The organism is Actinopolymorpha rutila, assembly GCF_013407855.1.
GTDB classification, from domain to species: domain Bacteria; phylum Actinomycetota; class Actinomycetes; order Propionibacteriales; family Actinopolymorphaceae; genus Actinopolymorpha; species Actinopolymorpha rutila.
Map to the genome: position 1 here is coordinate 5,757,951 of NZ_JACBZH010000001.1, position 15,906 is coordinate 5,773,856.

Annotated in this window: 15 protein-coding genes and 2 pseudogenes; 3 read left to right on the forward strand and 14 right to left on the reverse strand. The window is 70.8% G+C overall.

Translation table 11 applies throughout. The features are described 5' to 3' along the window. Nucleotides 1-8: 8 nt before the first annotated feature. The 10 genes and pseudogenes from F4554_RS25605 to F4554_RS25650 form a co-directional block, all read right to left on the reverse strand. A complete protein-coding gene (locus F4554_RS25605) occupies nucleotides 9-1,523 on the reverse strand; it encodes a complex I subunit 4 family protein (protein WP_179789947.1) in 1,515 nt (504 codons plus the stop codon). Next, complete coding sequence (locus F4554_RS25610) at nucleotides 1,520-3,430, reverse strand: NADH-quinone oxidoreductase subunit 5 family protein (RefSeq protein WP_179789948.1); 1,911 nt, start codon at nucleotides 3,428-3,430, stop codon at nucleotides 1,520-1,522. Before F4554_RS25610 ends, F4554_RS25605 begins: the two co-directional genes overlap by 4 nt. Continuing rightward, nucleotides 3,427-3,900: an NADH-quinone oxidoreductase subunit NuoK gene (gene nuoK, locus F4554_RS34250; protein ID WP_179789949.1), complete on the reverse strand. Its 474-nt coding sequence runs from the start codon at nucleotides 3,898-3,900 to the stop codon at nucleotides 3,427-3,429. The genes F4554_RS25610 and nuoK overlap by 4 nt, the downstream gene beginning before the upstream one ends. Beyond that, a complete protein-coding gene (locus tag F4554_RS25620) occupies nucleotides 3,900-4,472 on the reverse strand; it encodes an NADH-quinone oxidoreductase subunit J family protein (protein WP_179789950.1) in 573 nt (190 codons plus the stop codon). Before F4554_RS25620 ends, nuoK begins: the two co-directional genes overlap by 1 nt. A gap of 172 nt (nucleotides 4,473-4,644) precedes the next feature. Then, a pseudogene (locus F4554_RS32660) lies at nucleotides 4,645-4,869 on the reverse strand (4Fe-4S binding protein); the annotation flags it as partial. A gap of 163 nt (nucleotides 4,870-5,032) precedes the next feature. After that, nucleotides 5,033-5,992 (reverse strand): NADH-quinone oxidoreductase subunit NuoH, encoded by a 960-nt coding sequence (nuoH, locus tag F4554_RS25630; protein ID WP_179789952.1) that lies wholly within the window; start codon nucleotides 5,990-5,992, stop codon nucleotides 5,033-5,035. Beyond that, entirely contained in the window at nucleotides 5,985-6,818 is an 834-nt protein-coding gene (locus F4554_RS25635; RefSeq protein ID WP_179789953.1) for an NADH-quinone oxidoreductase subunit C, read from the reverse strand. Before F4554_RS25635 ends, nuoH begins: the two co-directional genes overlap by 8 nt. Then, a complete protein-coding gene (locus F4554_RS33840) occupies nucleotides 6,815-7,513 on the reverse strand; it encodes an NADH-quinone oxidoreductase subunit B (protein WP_337796198.1) in 699 nt (232 codons plus the stop codon). Before F4554_RS33840 ends, F4554_RS25635 begins: the two co-directional genes overlap by 4 nt. After that, nucleotides 7,504-7,899, reverse strand: coding sequence for an NADH-quinone oxidoreductase subunit A (locus F4554_RS25645; protein ID WP_337796199.1), 396 nt, complete (start codon nucleotides 7,897-7,899; stop codon nucleotides 7,504-7,506). Before F4554_RS25645 ends, F4554_RS33840 begins: the two co-directional genes overlap by 10 nt. A 183-nt stretch (nucleotides 7,900-8,082) precedes the next feature. After that, entirely contained in the window at nucleotides 8,083-8,562 is a 480-nt protein-coding gene (locus tag F4554_RS25650; RefSeq protein ID WP_179789954.1) for a DinB family protein, read from the reverse strand. Between the two features lie 149 nt (nucleotides 8,563-8,711). Here F4554_RS25650 and F4554_RS25655 point away from each other — a divergent pair, with 149 nt between their 5' ends. The 3 genes from F4554_RS25655 to F4554_RS25665 are packed head-to-tail and all read left to right on the forward strand — an operon-like array spanning nucleotide 8,712 to nucleotide 11,354. Then, a complete protein-coding gene (locus F4554_RS25655; protein ID WP_179789955.1) occupies nucleotides 8,712-9,668 on the forward strand; it encodes an ABC transporter substrate-binding protein in 957 nt (318 codons plus the stop codon). Between the two features lie 22 nt (nucleotides 9,669-9,690). Then, nucleotides 9,691-10,599 carry an amino acid ABC transporter permease gene (locus tag F4554_RS25660; protein WP_179789956.1) on the forward strand — a complete coding sequence of 303 codons (909 nt, stop codon included), beginning with the start codon at nucleotides 9,691-9,693 and terminating at the stop codon, nucleotides 10,597-10,599. After that, nucleotides 10,596-11,354, forward strand: a complete 759-nt coding sequence (locus tag F4554_RS25665; RefSeq protein ID WP_179789957.1) for an amino acid ABC transporter ATP-binding protein — start codon at nucleotides 10,596-10,598, stop codon at nucleotides 11,352-11,354. The genes F4554_RS25660 and F4554_RS25665 overlap by 4 nt, the downstream gene beginning before the upstream one ends. Nucleotides 11,355-11,407: 53 nt before the next feature. Here the strand turns inward: F4554_RS25665 and F4554_RS34165 are convergent. From F4554_RS34165 to F4554_RS25685, 4 genes and pseudogenes are all read right to left on the reverse strand, one after another. Next, nucleotides 11,408-12,509: pseudogene (locus tag F4554_RS34165) on the reverse strand (aminotransferase-like domain-containing protein). A gap of 274 nt (nucleotides 12,510-12,783) precedes the next feature. After that, a complete protein-coding gene (locus F4554_RS25675) occupies nucleotides 12,784-13,353 on the reverse strand; it encodes a histidine phosphatase family protein (protein ID WP_179789958.1) in 570 nt (189 codons plus the stop codon). 24 nt (nucleotides 13,354-13,377) lie between these two features. Next, entirely contained in the window at nucleotides 13,378-13,851 is a 474-nt protein-coding gene (locus F4554_RS25680) for a DUF1203 domain-containing protein (protein ID WP_179789959.1), read from the reverse strand. A 112-nt stretch (nucleotides 13,852-13,963) separates the two neighbouring features. Further along, a complete protein-coding gene (locus tag F4554_RS25685) occupies nucleotides 13,964-15,670 on the reverse strand; it encodes an ABC transporter substrate-binding protein (RefSeq protein WP_179789960.1) in 1,707 nt (568 codons plus the stop codon). Nucleotides 15,671-15,906: the final 236 nt, after the last annotated feature.

Consider the following 15,906-nt stretch of genomic DNA (forward strand, 5'->3'; position numbering starts at 1 on the left):
CACCGCACTCACCCGCCCACCAGGAACCGCACGGCCGGGTCGGTGACCGTCAGCACCGCACCCGGATACAGGCCGAGCACCACCGTCAGCGCCACCAGCGGCGCCCACGCCACCACCTCCACGGCGGTGACGTCGCGCACGGACAGCAGGCTCGGCCCGATCGTGTCGGTGCCCTGGCACATCCGGCGGACGAGGACGAGGAAGTACGCCGCCGTGAGGACGGCACCGAGCCCGGCGAGCACCATCAGCACGAGGTACGTCGTACGGGCGAGCGAGGCGGCCGGGTTCCAGGCGCCGAACAACGCCAGCATCTCCCCCCAGAAGCCGGCCAGCCCGGGCAGCCCGAGGCTGGCCACCGCGCCGAACACGAACACCCCGGCCAGCCGCGGCATCCGGGCGTACATCCCGCCGCCCAGCCGGGCCAGGTCGCCGGTGCCGTGCCGGTCCTTGATCGCCCCGGCCACGAAGAACAGCAGCCCGGTGATCAGCCCGTGCGCCACCCCGGCGAACAACGCGCCGTTGACGCCCGCGGCGGTGAGGGTGGCGATCCCGAGCAGGACGAAGCCCATGTGCCCGACCGAGGAGTACGCGATCAGCCGCTTCAGCTCGCCCTGGCGCAGGCAGGCCAGCGCGCCGTAGAGGATCCCGACGGTCGCCAGCCCGGCGAGGTACGGCGCGACCGCCCGGGCACCGTCGGGCACCACCGGCAGCCACACGCGGACGAAGCCGTACGTGCCCATCTTCAGCAGCACCCCGGCCAGCAGCACCGACCCGACCGTGGGCGCCTTGGCGTGCGCGTCCGGCAGCCAGCTGTGCAGCGGCCACATCGGGCTCTTCACCGCGAGGCCCAGGCCGATCGCCACCGCCGCCAGCACCTGGATGCCGCGCGCGATCCCCTTCCCGCCGCGCGTCGCGAGCTCGGTCAGGTCGAACGTGTGCGCGCCGGTGTAGACGAGCAGGAAGCCCAGCAGCATGATCGCGCTGCCGAGCAGGGTATAGAGGATGAACGTCGTCGCCGCGCGGCGTCGGCCGGCCGCGTCGTGCGGGTCGCCCCACACCGCGATCACGAACCACATCGGGACCAGCACGACCTCGAAGAACAGGAAGAAGACGATCAGGTCGAACGCCACGAAGGTCCCGAGCATGCCGACCTCGAGCACCAGCACCAGCGCCACGAGTGCGCGCACCCGGCCGCCCTCCGGCGCGACCCGGGTGGTGTAGAGGAGGCACAGGAACGCCAGCAGCGCGGTGAGCAGCACCATCGGCAACGAGACGCCGTCCATGCCGAGGTGCCAGCGCACGTCGACGGCGGGGATCCAGCTCACGTTCGTCTGGAACTGCACCTCGTGCGCGGCGCCGTAGTCGAACGCGGCCGCCAGCCAGACCGCGAGCAGCAGGGTCACTGCCCCGACCACCGCACCGAAGGTCGCGGTGACCCGGTCGGGCACCAGCCGGCGGCCGGCGGTGAGGATCAGCGCGCCGAGGAGGGGTACGGCGAGGAGAAGCTGGAGTACGACGTTCATGCGAACGCTCCCAGCGCCGCGACGGCCAGCAGGACGACCCCGGCGAGCAGCAGGCTGAGATAGGTCGACACGTTGCCGGTCTGCAGCAGCCGCAGCCCGCCGCCGACCCAGCGGGCCGCGCGACCGGATCCTCGTACGTAGAAGTCGACGACGTCGCGGTCACCGGCGACGACCGCGCGGGCCAGGCCCCACACCGGCCGGACGACGTACGCCGCGATCAGCTCGTCCATCCGGAAGCCGTTCGCCAGCAGCGGGCGCGACCGGCCGAGCAACCGCGCGGGGTCCTCGCGTTCGACGTGCCGCCAGGCCCAGGTCACCAGCACACAGGCGAGGACCAGGTGCACCAGCGCCAGCAGCGTGGTCGTCCAGTGCACCATCGTGGGTTCGGGGATGCCGGGCCCACCGCCGCCGAGCCAGCGTGCCCAGGTGCCCGGCACCAGGGCGAGCCAGCCGACCAGCGCGGCCGGGACCGCGAGCACCACCAGCGGCCAGCGCATCAGGGCGGGCGCCTCGGCCAGGTGGGGTTGGGTGTGTGCGGGCTGGCTGGGCGCGGCCGGGACCGTGCCGGTGGGCGTGCCGAAGAAGACCCGCAGCCACATCCTCGTGGCGTACCCCGCGGTGAGCGCCACGGTGACGAAGCCGGCGACCAGCGCCACCCAGGCCGCCCAGCCCGGCAGCGGCCCGCCGTGGAACGCCGCCCGCGAGATCGCCCCGATCACGGCGTCCTTGGCGAAGAACCCGGACAGCGGCGGCACCGCGGCGAGCGCACCGAGCCCGATGGTCATCGTCACGAACGTCACCGGCAGCGTGCGGCGCAGGCCGCCCATCGCGTCCATGGAGTTGCTGCCGACCGCGTGGATCAGCGCGCCCGCGCACAGGAAGAGCAGCGCCTTGAACGCGCCGTGCGCCACCAGCAGCAACAGTCCCGCGGTGTAGCCGCCGGCGGCGAGACCGGCCAGCATGTACGCCAGCTGGCTGACCGTCGACCATGCCAACACGCGCTTGACGTCGTTCTCGGCCAGCGCACACAGGGCCGCGCCCACCATCGTCACCGCGGCGACGACCGCGAGCACGGCGAGGGTGGCCGGCGCCTCCTGGAACACCGGCAGCAGCCGGGCCACCACGAACACCCCGGCCGCCACCATCGTGGCCGCGTGGATGAGCGCGCTGATCGGGGTCGGGCCGGCCATCGCGTCCGGCAGCCACACGTGCAGCGGGAACTGCGCCGACTTGCCGGCCACGCCGCACAGCAGCAGCAACGTCGCCAGGGTTGCCGTACCCGTTGTCAACCCGCCGTTGGCGGCGACCTCGCGGACACCGCCGATGGAGAACGTGCCGGCACCGAGGCCGAGGGCGAAGATGCCGAAGAGGAAGCCGATGTCGCCCAGCCGGGTGACGAGGAACGCCTTGATCGCGCCGCCGCGGGCCTCGGGCAGCTCCCAGTGATGGCCGATCAGGAAGTACGAACAGATGCCCATCACCTCCCAGCCGACCAGCAGCACGAACAGGTCGTTCGCGGTCACCACGACCAGCATCGCGGCGGTGAACAGCGAGACGAACGCGGTGTAGGAGGCGTAGCGAGGGTCGCCGCGCAGGTAGTCGATCGAGTAGATCTGCACGGCCAGCGCGACCCCGGTGACCAGCACGGCCACCAGCGCGGTCAGGCCGTCGACGCGGAAGGAGATGTCGAACGCCAGCCCGCCGGTCGGCACGTGCGCGAGGGTCGCGCCGCGCTGGCCGAGGTCACCGGCGATGTCGATGCCGGCGAGTACGCAGGCGGCCAGGAACGCGACCCCGGCGCCGGTCACCCCGATCGGCGCGACCAGCCGGGGAATTCTGCGGCCGATGGCGAGCGCGGCCAGGGCGGCGGTGAACGGCGCGAGCAACGCGATCCAGACGGCGGTCATCGGCCGGCCTCCGCGGTGGCCGTGCGCTGCTCGGCCGCCTCGGCACCCTCACCGCGTTCGGCATCGGCGGTCTGGGCGAGCCCGGCTTCGGCCCGCTCGGCGAGTTCGTCGCGCTCGGCGGCTTCGGCGCGTTCGGCCTCGGCGATCCGCTCGTCGGCCTGGTCACGGTCGGCCAGCTCGCGTACGGCATCGACGTCCACCTGGCGGCGCGTCCGGAACACCAGCAACACGATCGCCAGCCCCAGCCCGATCTCCGCGGCTGCGATCGTGATCACGAACAGCGTCAGGATCTGCCCGCCGTGCAGGGCGTCTGCGTGCCAGGCGTCGAACGCGACGAGGTTGAGGTTGACGGCGTTCAGCATCAGCTCCACGCCCATCAGGACGAGGATGGCGTTGCGGCGTACGAGTACGGCGTACACCCCGATGGCGAACAACAGCGCCGCCACCACGAGCGGGAACAGCAGCGGCATCAGCGGCTCCCCTCCGAACTCGCCGAGGCGGTCGGGCTCGCCGTCTCCCCGGACTTCGCCGACGTCGCCGGGCCGTCCCGGCGGGACAGCGCGATCGCGCCCACCAGCGCGGCCAGCAACAGCACGGACAGCACCTCGAACGGCAGTACCCACGTGGAGAACAGCGCCCGCCCGGTGGCCCGCGCCCCGCCGACCTCGACCCGGTCCAGCGGGATGACCGCACCGGAGAAGCCCGCGACCAGCGCGACCAGCAGCACCGCCGCCACCCCGACCGCGACCAGGCCCGCCACCACCACGTGCGACAGGGGCGCCCGCTCCACCGGCGCGATCGGCGCCCGGGTGAGCATCAACGCGAACACCAGCAGCACGACCACCGCGCCGAGGTAGATGAGCACCTGCACCCAGGCCACGAACTCCGCCGTCAACAGCAGGTAGCATCCGGCCAGCGCGCCCAGCGAGACCACCAGCCACAACGCGGCGTGCACGATCCGGCGGGTGGTCACCACCAGCAGGGCGGAGCCGACCGCGACCGCGCCGAGCAGGCAGAACAACACGTCGACCATGATCGTCATGGGCTCAGCGGCTCTCCCGCTCGGCGGCCTTGCGCGCGGCGCCGAGTTCCTTCGGCACGTCGGCCCCGGCGTCGACCGGCGGCGGCGCCGGCACGGTCCACATCCATTCCCGCAGCTCGTCCTTCTCGTGGGTGAGGTCGGCGATGTCGGTGGTGGCGTACTCGAACTCCGGCGACCAGAACAACGCGTCGAACGGGCACACCTCGATGCAGATACCGCAGTACATGCACAGCGAATAGTCGATCGCGAACCGGTCGAGCACGTTGTGGGAACGTTCCCGGGCACCGGGCTCGCTCGGCTCCGTGGTCTCCTTGTGCGAGTCGATGTAGATGCACCAGCACGGGCACTCGCGCGCGCACAGCATGCACACCGTGCAGTTCTCCTCGAACAACGCGATGACACCGCGGGAGCGGTCAGGCAACTCCGGCTTGACATCGGGGTACTGCTGGGTCACCGCGCGCCGGGTGAGGTGGTCGAACGTCACCTTCAGCCCGTGTACGAGCCCCTTGCCGGGGAGATCGGTCATCGTGCCCACGCCACCTTCCCGTACGACAACTCGTTCATGAGATGGCCACCTTCACCACGCCGGTGAGCGCGAGCTGGAACAACGCCAGCGGCACCAGCAGCTGCCAGCCCAGCCGCTGCAGCTGGTCGGCCCGCAGCCGCGGGTAGGCGACCCGCACCCAGATCACCACGAACGCCACGAGGAACACCTTGACCAGCGTCCACAGCCAGCCGAGCTCCGCGGCGAACGGACCCTCCCAGCCGCCGAGGAACAGCACCGTGGTGAGGGCCGCCAGCACCACGATCCCGGCGTACTCCGCCAGCAGGAACAACGCGAACCGGATGCCGGTGTACTCGGTGTAGGGACCGAAGATGATCTCGGCGTCGGCGACCGGCATGTCGAACGGCGGGCGGGCCAGCTCGGCCAGCCCGGCCACGAAGAACACGAACAGGCCCGGCAGCTGCCACAGCAGCCACCACGGCTCCCACGCCTGCACGATCCCGGACAGCGACAGGGTGCCGGCGGCCATCGCCACGCTCGCCGCCGCGAGCACGAACGGGAGCTCGTACGCCAGCAGCTGCCCGGCCGACCGGAACGCGCCGATCAGGCTGTACTTGTTGGCGCTGGCCCAGCCGGCCATCAGCGCGCCGAGCACCCCGATCCCCATCACCGCGAGGACGTAGAACAGCCCGGTCTCCAACTCGACGCCCACCACTCCGGGCGCGAGCGGGATGGCCGCGAGCGCGACGAGGTACGGCAGCAGGGCGAGCACGGGCGCGAGCTTGAACACCGTACGGTCCGCGCGGGCGGGTACGACGTCCTCCTTCTGCGCGAACTTCACCCCGTCGGCAACGAGCTGCGCCCAGCCGTGGAACCCGCCCGCGTACATCGGGCCCAGCCGGCCCTGCATGTGCGCCATCACCTTGTGCTCGGTCTGGCCCACCAGCAGCGGCAGCACGAGGAACGCGGCGAACACCCCGACGACCCGCAGCAGGACCTCCAGCACCTCACTCATCCCCGGCACCGCCATCCCCCTGGTCCGCTTCCGGCGGACTGGCGGGTTGCTCGGGCTGGTTCGCCTGCTCGGGCCTGTTCGGCTGCTCGGGCTGGTCGGTTCGCGGCGTGCGCCGGGCCGGGCGTTCCGCGCGCTTGGCCGAGCGTGCGGGCCGGGTCGGCCTGGCGGCGGCCAGCGGATCCGGGGCGGGCGAGCCGGGGGGCCGGGGACCCCAGGCCTCGGGCGAGGGAACGCCCGGTGGGGCGACTCGGCGCCGGCTCGGTGCCCGCGCGGCGTCGTGCTCGGACTCGCCCGGCTCCTTCGCGCCCGGCCAGGGCTTCGCGACCCGGCTGGCCAGCACGAACTCCTTGCGCAGCGGGTGCCCCTCGAACTGGTCCGGCAGCAGCAGCGGTGCGAGGTTCGGGTGCCCGGCGAAGTCGATGGCGAACATCTCGTACGTCTCCCGCTCGTGCCAGCCGGCACCGGCGTACACCCCGGTGGCGGTGGGCAGCCGAGGGTCCTCGCGCGGGATCTTCGTACGTACCAGCAGGTGGTCGATCGCCGAGTCGCCGGTCCCCTCGGCAGTGGCCTCCCCCGCGGTGCGCAGCCGGGCGACGTGGCAGACCACGGTGAAGCCCTGCTCGAGCTCGTCCACCGCGGACAGCCAGTCGAAGTACGTACAGCCCACGACGTCGCGGACGGCAGTGAGCGCGTCCACCCAGCGGTCTGCGGGTACGTCGAGCGCGGGCGGGCCGAACGCCTCGTCCAGGCCGACCTCAACAGCGTCGCCGGCGTCGATGGCGAGCGCCTCGGCCACGGCCGCCCGGGCCTGCTCCGACCAGGTCATTCGCGATCCCCCGGCCGCAGCGGACGGCGCAGCAGCGAGGCCGCCGAACGCCACCGGCCACGCGGCCGGCCGGCTTCTGTTCCAGCCTGCCCAGTCTGCCCGGGCTGCCCGGGTTCGCCGGACTCCGCGGGCCCGGCGTACCGCTCCGGCAGCGACTCCGCCGCGATCTTGTCCTGCAGCCGGAGGATTCCCTGCAGCAACGCCTCCGGACGCGGCGGGCATCCGGGCACGTAGACGTCCACCGGGACGATCTGGTCGACGCCCTTGGTGACGCAGTAGGAGTCCCAGTACGGGCCGCCGGAGTTGGAGCAGGACCCGAACGAGATGACGTACTTCGGCTCCGGCATCTGTTCGTACAGCCGCTTGATCGCCGGCGCCATCTTGTCGGTGACGGTCCCGGACACCACCATCAGGTCGGCCTGCCGCGGCCCCGGCGCGAACGGGATCACGCCCAGCCGGATGAAGTCGTGCCGGGACATCGACGAGGCGATGAACTCGATCGCGCAGCAGGCCAGGCCGAAGTTGAACACCCACAGGGAATAGCGCCGGCCCCAGTTGAGGACGAACTTCAGCGGCTCCGGCGCCAGCTTGGACAGGGCGCCCAATTCGCCGGGACTCTCGGGTCCGGGACCGGTTCCGGACGGCACGACCTGCGGCAGCGGCAGGTCGACCGGGCCCGTCGGGGTCACGTCCATGTCAACACCCCCTTGCGCCAGGCGTACAGCAGCCCGACCGCGATGAACCCGATGAACACGAACATCTCGGTCAGCGTCGCCCAGCCGAACCCGGGCGCGGCGAACACCGTGGCCCAGGGAAACAGGAAGATCGCGTCGACGGCGAACACGACGTAGAGGTAGGCGTAGACGTAGTAGCGGACGTGGGTCTGCGCCCAGCCCTCCCCCACCGGGTCGACCCCGGACTCGTAGGTGAGGAGCTTCTCCCGCGTCGGCCGATGGGGCCGCAGCAGCCGGTTGGCGCCGAACGCAGCCGCGGCGAAGGCCACTCCGGCCAGCACGACCAGCAGAACCGTCGTGTAGGTCGCGTAGTAACTCGCGTTACCGGCCATCGCCAGGGCGCTCACGGCACGCCTCCTTCCGCCCGTGCCGCGAGTCTAGGGCCTGCGCAACGTCTCGCCCGCACGCCCGACACGGCGCTGGCTTGGCCGGCGTGCCGAACCCGAACGAACCGGACGAGTAGTTCCCCGTTCTGGAGGGGCCCTACTTCGAGAACGACCCGCCGGCGCACTGAGGCTCGGTCGCGGAACTCAGTCGGCAAGTACCTGTTCGCGCAGGATGTCGGCGTGTCCGCTGTGCTGGGCCAGCTCCCGCAGCACCTGCAGGTAGACCCAGCGAAGCGTGCGCGGCCCCGACCGGTGGCCGGTCACGACGGTGTCCAGCGGCAGGTCCGCGACCGCGGCCCGGGCCGTGGCGCAGGCTTCCCGGTGAGCCGCCGTGACCGAGGCGATGGTGTCGTCGTCGAGGAGCCGGAAGGATTCGTCCGGAGTCCGCACCAGGCCGAGCTCCCGTCGGGACATGCCGCCGACACACTCCTCGAACCACACCCGCTGCATCCAGGTGACGTGCTTGAGCAGCCCGAGCAACGTCGTCGCCGACGAGACGAGCCGGCGGCGGGCCTGTTCCTCGGTGAGAGAGTCGAGAGTCGCCTCGACGGCACCGCGATGTTCCTCGACGAACGCTTCGAGCTGTGTACGTTCGTCGTCCAGCGGCACATCGAACGAACCCATCCAAGTCCCCTGTCACTCCTGCTGCACGAGCCGGCCCAAGTTAACCAGGCCCCCTGTCCCCGGGCACCTCTAAGGTGATCACGTTCGGATGATCGCGACCGCGTGACTCCGGACGACCGTTCGACCCCACGCTTTCCCGGAGCCCCCGCATGCCCGCTGCCACCTGGTCCCGCCGTCACACGTCGCGCCGCGGCACGTCCCGCCGCCTCGTCGTGCTGCTCCCCGCGCTCACCTGCGCGGTCCTCGCCGCGCTCACCGCCTGCGCGCCCGAGGACAGCGCCACCGACGGGCAGTCCGGCGCCACGCCCACGAAGCAGACGAAAACCTCCGGGACCGCCTCGCCCACCGCACGCGGTTGCGCGAAGGGCGACCTCGACCTGCGCACGCCCGGCACCCTCACGGTGGCCACCGACCAGCCGGCGTACGAACCGTGGTTCGCCGACGACGACCCCACCAGCGGCAAGGGTTTCGAGTCGGCGGTCGCCTACGCAGTGGCCAAGCAGCTCGGCTTCAGTGCGTCGGAGGTGACCTGGACCCGGGTGCGGTTCAACAACGCCATCCAGCCCGGGCCGAAGGACTTCGACTTCGACACCAACGAGTTCACCATCACCGACCAGCGGAAGAAGGCCGTCGACTTCAGCTCCTCCTACTACGACGCCACCCAGGCCGTGGTGGCGCTCAAGTCCTCGTCGATCGCGAACGCCAAGTCGGTCGACGGACTGAAGGACGCCAAGCTCGGCGCGCAGGTCAACACCACGAGCTACGACGTGATCAACGAGGTCGTGCGGCCCAGCAGGCAGGCCCAGGTGTTCCGCAGCAACGACGACGCCCGGCAGGCCCTGGCGAACGGCTCGATCGACGGGCTGGTGGTCGACCTGCCCACCGCCTTCTACATGACCGCCGCGCAGCTCAAGGGCGCCACGATCGTCGGCCAGCTGAAGCAGAAGTCGGGCACACCGGAGCAGTTCGGCCTGGTCCTGGACAAGGGCTCGCCGCTGACCGCCTGCGTCACCCGCGCCGTGGACGCGCTACGGACCGACGGCACGCTGGACGAACTGGCGAAGACCTGGCTGGCCGACGTCGCCGGCGCACCGGTCCTGAACTGAGCTGACGGGATCGAGCTGACCGATGTCGTCCACCACCTCACCCGGCCGCCGCGCACCGGGCACCGGACCGGACCCCCACCGCGAGTCCGGTCACGTGCCCAGCCCGCTGCAGGTCCAGCGCGACCGTTACCGCTCCCGGCAGACCGTACGGTCGGTGCTGGTCGCCGCAGTCTCCACCGCGGTCGTCGGGCTGGTCCTCTACATCGCCCTCACCGGCGCGCCCGGCTGGGAGCGTGTCAGAGCGTCGTTCCTCGACCCGCAGGTGGCCCGGCAGGCGTTGCCGCACATCCTGTCCGGGCTGTGGCTCAACCTCCGCCTGCTGCTGGCCTGCGCGGCGTGCTCGCTGCTGTTGGGGTTGCTGATCGCGTTCCTGCGTACGCTCCGCGGCCCGGTGGCGTTCCCGATCCGGGCACTGTCGACGGGCTACACCTACGCCTTCCGCGGCGTACCCCTCATCATCGTCATCTACGTCATGGCGCTCGGCGTCCCCGGGCTGCGACTGCGGGGCACCCCCGGCGTCATCGTGCTGGGTGCGGCCGCCATCATCCTCACCTACAGCGCCTACCTCGCCGAGGTGTTCCGCGCCGGCATCGAGTCGGTGCATCCGAGCCAGCGGGCCGCCGCCCGCTCGCTCGGGCTCAGCTACCGGCAGACGATGCGGTACGTCGTGCTGCCCCAGGCCGTGCGCCGGGTCAGCCCGCCATTGCTGAACGACCTGGTGGCGATGCAGAAGGACGTCGGGCTGATCTCGCTGGCCGGGCCGATCGACGCGGTCCGGGCAGCGGAGATCTCGGTCGGCACCACGTACAACTTCACGCCGTACGTCGTGGCCGGTGCGTTGTTCGTCGCGCTGGCCGTGCCACTGGTCGCCGTCACCGACGCGGTGACCGTACGCGCCGCCCGCCGGCAGTCCGCGGAGGGATCGGCATGAGCGCTGTGCTGGAGTGCCGCGACGTGTGGAAGAGGTTCGGCCGCCGGTCGGCCACGGTGGAGGTGCTGCGCGGCATCGACCTCACCGTCGCCGAACACGAGGTCGTCGTCCTCATCGGGGCGTCCGGTTCGGGCAAGTCGACCCTGCTGCGCTGCGTCAACCTGCTCGAACGCGTCAGCGACGGAACGATCCACCTCGACGGCACCGACATCACCGATCCGCGCGTGGACGCCGACGCGTGCCGGCAGCGGATCGGCATGGTGTTCCAGTCGTACAACCTGTTCCCGCATCTGACCGTGCTGGACAACGTGACGCTGGCACCCCGCCGGGTGCATGGCCGGTCGAAGGAGGACGCCGAGCAGGCAGCGCACGAACTCCTTGCCCGGGTGGGGCTGGCCGACAAGGCCCGCGAGTATCCCGACCGGCTGTCCGGCGGGCAGCAGCAGCGCGCCGCGATCGTACGCGCGCTGGTCAACTCGCCCCGGCTGATGCTGTTCGACGAGGTGACGTCCGCGCTCGATCCCGAACTCGTCGGCGAGGTGCTCGCCCTGGTCGCCGACCTGCGCCGGGACGGGATGACGATGGTGATCGCCACCCACGAGATGGGCTTCGCCCGCCGGGTCGCGGACCGGGTGTGCTTCCTCGACCGCGGCGTCATCGCCGAGCAGGGACCACCCGAGCAGGTGCTCGACGATCCCGTCGAGCCGCGCACCCGGCAGTTCCTGCACCGCCTGGTGGACGCCGACCAGACCTGACCCACGACCGAAAGGGGGCGTTGTCGCGTCCTCCCGAAGCGTGCTTCCCGGCCTCAGGGTGCGGGCGCATCCTCGACCGCCCGCTCCAGTGCCTGGGCGAGTCGGCGCACCCCTTCTGCGACCTCGCTCGCCGGCACCGGCGCGAACGACAGGCGCAGGCTCGAGGAACCTCCCTCGAGCATGAAGTCGGGGCCCGCCACGAAGGTGACGCCCACCCTCTTGGCGTGGGTGAGCAGCGCCCTGGAGTCGACGTCTTTGAGGTCGAGCCAGAGGAAGTAGCCGCCCGCCGGGATGACGAACTCCGCCTCGGGGATGTGCTTGTGGAGAGCCTCCACCAGTACGTCCCGGCGCTCGCGAAGCGCGGTGTTCACCACCTTGAGGTTCTCGTCGAGGCCACCTGAGCGGCAGAGTTCGAAGACGATCGACTCCGCCAGCATGTTCGGCGAGATGTACTGCTCGTTGGCTCTCTTCGCGAGCGTGGCGATCTGCCCGGCCGGCCCGACCAGGTAGCCCACTCGCACACCCGGGGCTGATCGATTTCGAGAAGGAGGAGGCGTGGATCACCCGATCCGCGCTGTCCAGGTCGAGCATCGTCGGCCCCTGAGCCTCGTCGAAGGAGATCAGCCGGTACGGGTCGTCCTCGAAGAGGGTGAAGCCGTTGTCGGCCGCCAGCTTCACCAGCCGGGAGCGCTTCTCCGCCGAGAGCGTGCAACCGGCCGGGTTGTGGAAGTTCGGGATCACGTGGACCAGGCCGACCTCGTCCTGCGCACAGGCAGCCTCGATCGCGGCCGGGTCGATGCCGTCGGTCTCCAGTGGCGCGCCCACGAGCTCGGCGCCGGCCTGCTGAAGCAGAAGCAGTGTGCGGTCGTAGGTGGGCTGCTCGACCACGACGCGATCGCCACCGGAGACGAGGTGGCGGAAGAGGAGCGCCGCTCCTTCCATCGAGCCGTTGGTGATCATCACCTGCTCAGGGTCGACGCCGTGTCGCTCGGCGATCCACTCGCAGAGCCCCGGGTGCCCTCGCCCTGTTCCATAGCTGAGCGCGTTCTCCCAGTCCGACTCGAGGGCATGCGCGGCCGCCTCACGCACGGCCTCGTGCGGGAGGATGTCGGCGCTCGGCGCGCCGCGAGCAAAGCTGATCGTCCGTACGGCCATTGGCGTAGCACCTTGCTGTAGATGATTCGAGAGGACGTCTCAGTGTCGACGCTCGACGGCGTACGGGGAAAGTTCTTAACGTCGCCGAAGCCGAACAGGTAGCCGGGAGTGAGGTAGCGTCACACAATGCCTCGCGGTATTCGACAAATCATCGAGCAGGCCGAGGAGCTCGCCCGGCAGTTTGAGGACTTCGAACCTGACGCTGCCGACCGTGAACGCGCGGAGGCGTTGGCGGTGTTGCGGCGAAGCGCTCGTCCCTAAGTGGACCCCGTTCTCAGCGCGCGGTCGTGGCGACCTCGTCGTGACCGGTGAGCGTCACGGTGCCGGTCGCGAACCGCAGCCGGTACCACCCGCCACGATCGACCACCGCCGGCAGCGGCCGGGCGTACATCCCGGCCACCAGCGACAGGAAGACCGGGATGACGTCCCCGTGCGAGCTGGCGACCACTCGCCCGCCGGGATGGCTGCGCGCCATCAGGGCAAGGGCCCGCACCGCACGGCCGGCCGACCACGCGCCACCGATCGCCATCCCGACGGGCGCGAAGATCCCGTCGATCCACTCACTCGGCTCCCCGAACCCCGCCGCCTCGTCCAGTTCGGCCAGTTCGATGACCGTCAGGCCGACGACATCGGCCAGCGGCGAAACCGTCTGCCGGCACCGCAGCGCCGGGCTGCTGTAGATCGCGTCGACGTCGATGCCGAGCGCACCCACCAGAGCGCGGGCCTGCGCATGGCCTTCTTCGCTGAGGGGACGGACCCGGTGCTCACCGGACCAGCCCTCGCGGGGCACCGACGAACAGTGCGGGACCAACTCCAGCGTGAACCCGTCGAGCGTGGGAAGCATGCCCAGGATCGTACGGCGGAAGACCTACCGGGCCGGGCGCGCCTCGAAGGCCAGGCATCCCGCGTCGACGCTGCGGACGTGCACGAACGCCACCTCGGGCCGGCCCAGGAGTTCGGCCAGCGTCTCCTCGTAGGAGTCACCCGGTGAGACGAACGTGATGTGGTCGTACGCCCGGTTGCCGTCTGGGTCGAAGGTGTTGAACATGCACCTGCCCCGGGCCATGTTCTCCGGATAGCGGTCCGGCGTGAGGTAGCCCGCGCACCGCTCGGCGTGCACGAACACCGGACCCGCCTCCATCCACGGGCTCGGCCCGGTCCATGGCGTGTAGCAGATCAGGGCGACCGCCTCGTCCGGCTCGGACTTGCGCAGGCAGCACCGCAGCGGTTCCCAGCCCTCGGCGGGAAACGGCTTCCAGGCGTTGCCGAACTCGTCCTCGCCCTGCACGCGCATCGCGTCCAGCCGCTCGGCGCTGATCGGCACGATCTCGAATGTGCTCATGCCGGCAATCGTGTCCCGCCACGACCGCGAACACCGGCGGATATCGGACCTCGCGTACCCCGGCCGCCGTGTCAACCAGCGCTTGCGCGCCGCAGCGCCGCCCGCCCGTCACCTACCTCACGTAGATCTGGCTGAAGTCCGGCATGCCGCCCACGGAGTCGATGATGACGTTGCCCACCCGGGAACCGTGCATCACCGTCGTCCCGCTCTCGCCGAGCGGAACCGCCGGGAGGTACTTCTCCATGATCGTCTTGTCGAGCTGACCCCAGGCGTTCAGCGCCTTCTGCGCCGGCAGGTCGCTGATCCGGTCGATCTCGTCGTTGACCGCGGGCACGTCGAGGAACGACGGAACCGGCGCACCCGGCAGGTCGGCCTTCTTGCCGTCCAGGATCGCCGGCAGCACCGAGTCGCCGCTGGCCCAGTCCATGCACCAGCTGCCGTCACGCAGGTTGGCCGGGCGGATCGAGTCGTCGGCCAGGTCCCGCGCCAGCGACGACGGTGCCGGGATCGCCTTGACGGTGAAGCCCGCCCGGGTGAGCGCCTTCTTCCGTACGGCGGCGATCTTCGCCTCGTTCTCGTCGTCGGAGGAGTAGTAGAACGACAGCTCGAAGCCGAGCTGGCCCGCGTCGGTGAGCATCTTCTTGGCGGCCGCGGGATCGCCGTCGCCCTCGCCCTTGTTGCCGATCACGTCGAAGTTCTGCCAGCCGGGCGTGGCCGACGGCATGATCGTCGTGGCCGGGCGCCAGGTCAGGCCGGGAATCTCGCCACCGGCGCGGTTCTCCGAGCTCAGCGGCCACGCCTTGGCCACCGCGCGGCGTACCGCCAGCGGGATCTTGCGGGTGTCCATCCACATGTAGGAGCTGCACGGGCTGGGCCCGACCACCAGCCGCCTGCGGGCGTCCGTGCCCCGGATGTGGTCGTAGTTCGAGGCCAGGATGTTGGAGTACGTCAGCGCGGTCTGGTCCTCGGCGTTGTCGGCGATGACCCGCCGCTGCACCTCGTCGGTGTCCAGGCCGAAGTCGAACACCATCTGGTCGACGTACTGGTGGCGGTTCGGGTCGGTCTTCGGGTCCCACTCGGGGTTCTTCACCAGCACGAGCTTCTTGCCCGGGTCGTAGCTGCCGAACTTGTACGGCCCGGTGGCCAACGGGTGGTTGCTGTAGTCCTCGCGGGTGTCCTTGGACTTGGGGATCGGCGAGAACGTCGGCAGCGAGGTGTAGTAGCGCATCGACGGAAAGGGCTTTCGCATCTTCACGACGATGGTCTTCTCGTCGGGGGTCTCGACCCCTTCGAAGTCGTCGCCGCTCTTGTACGGCCCCTTGTAGGTGTCGCCGCCGAGGTAGTAGTCCAGGCCGTACGTCGGACCGCCGGACAGCTCGTCCTGCGCGAGCTGGCGTTTGATCGCGTACGCCACGTCGGCCGCCTTCACCGGCGAGCCGTCCTCGTACTTCAGCCCGTCCCGCAGGGTGAACTCCCACCGGGTGAAGTCGGCGTTCGGCCGGCCGAGGTCGGTGGCGAGGTCGGGCACCAGCACCGGCTTGCCCTTGACGTACCGCGTCTGGGTGAGGCCACGGGTGACCATCCGCATGATGGCGAGCGTGTCCAGGTGATACACCCGGGTGGGGTCGAACGTGTGCGGCGTCGCGGACGACAGCACGTGCAGCGTCCCGCCGCTGCGCGCGTCGGGCACCTCCGGTGCGGGCGCCTTCGCCTTCGCGTCCTGCGCCTCGTCGTAGGTCGACACCCGCCGGGTCGCCGGGGACTCGTCGTCGGACGAACCGCCGGGCAGCACGCTGCACGCGGCCATCGCCGACGCCATCGCCACAGCGGCGACCGAGACCGCGCCCGCCGTAAACCGACGTCGTCGACCGAATCCGGACAAGGGTCGACGTGCGGGTCGGTTGGGTCGTCGCATCGAGGGGTCCTCCCTGTAGCTGCCCGAGGCTGAGCCGCCGGAACACCCGAGGTTGCCGATCCGGCACCCCTCCCGAACACCGAGAGTTACAGTCGACACGCGCACTGCAAGGGCGTTCCACAGTGCGGTCGCCCCCACGG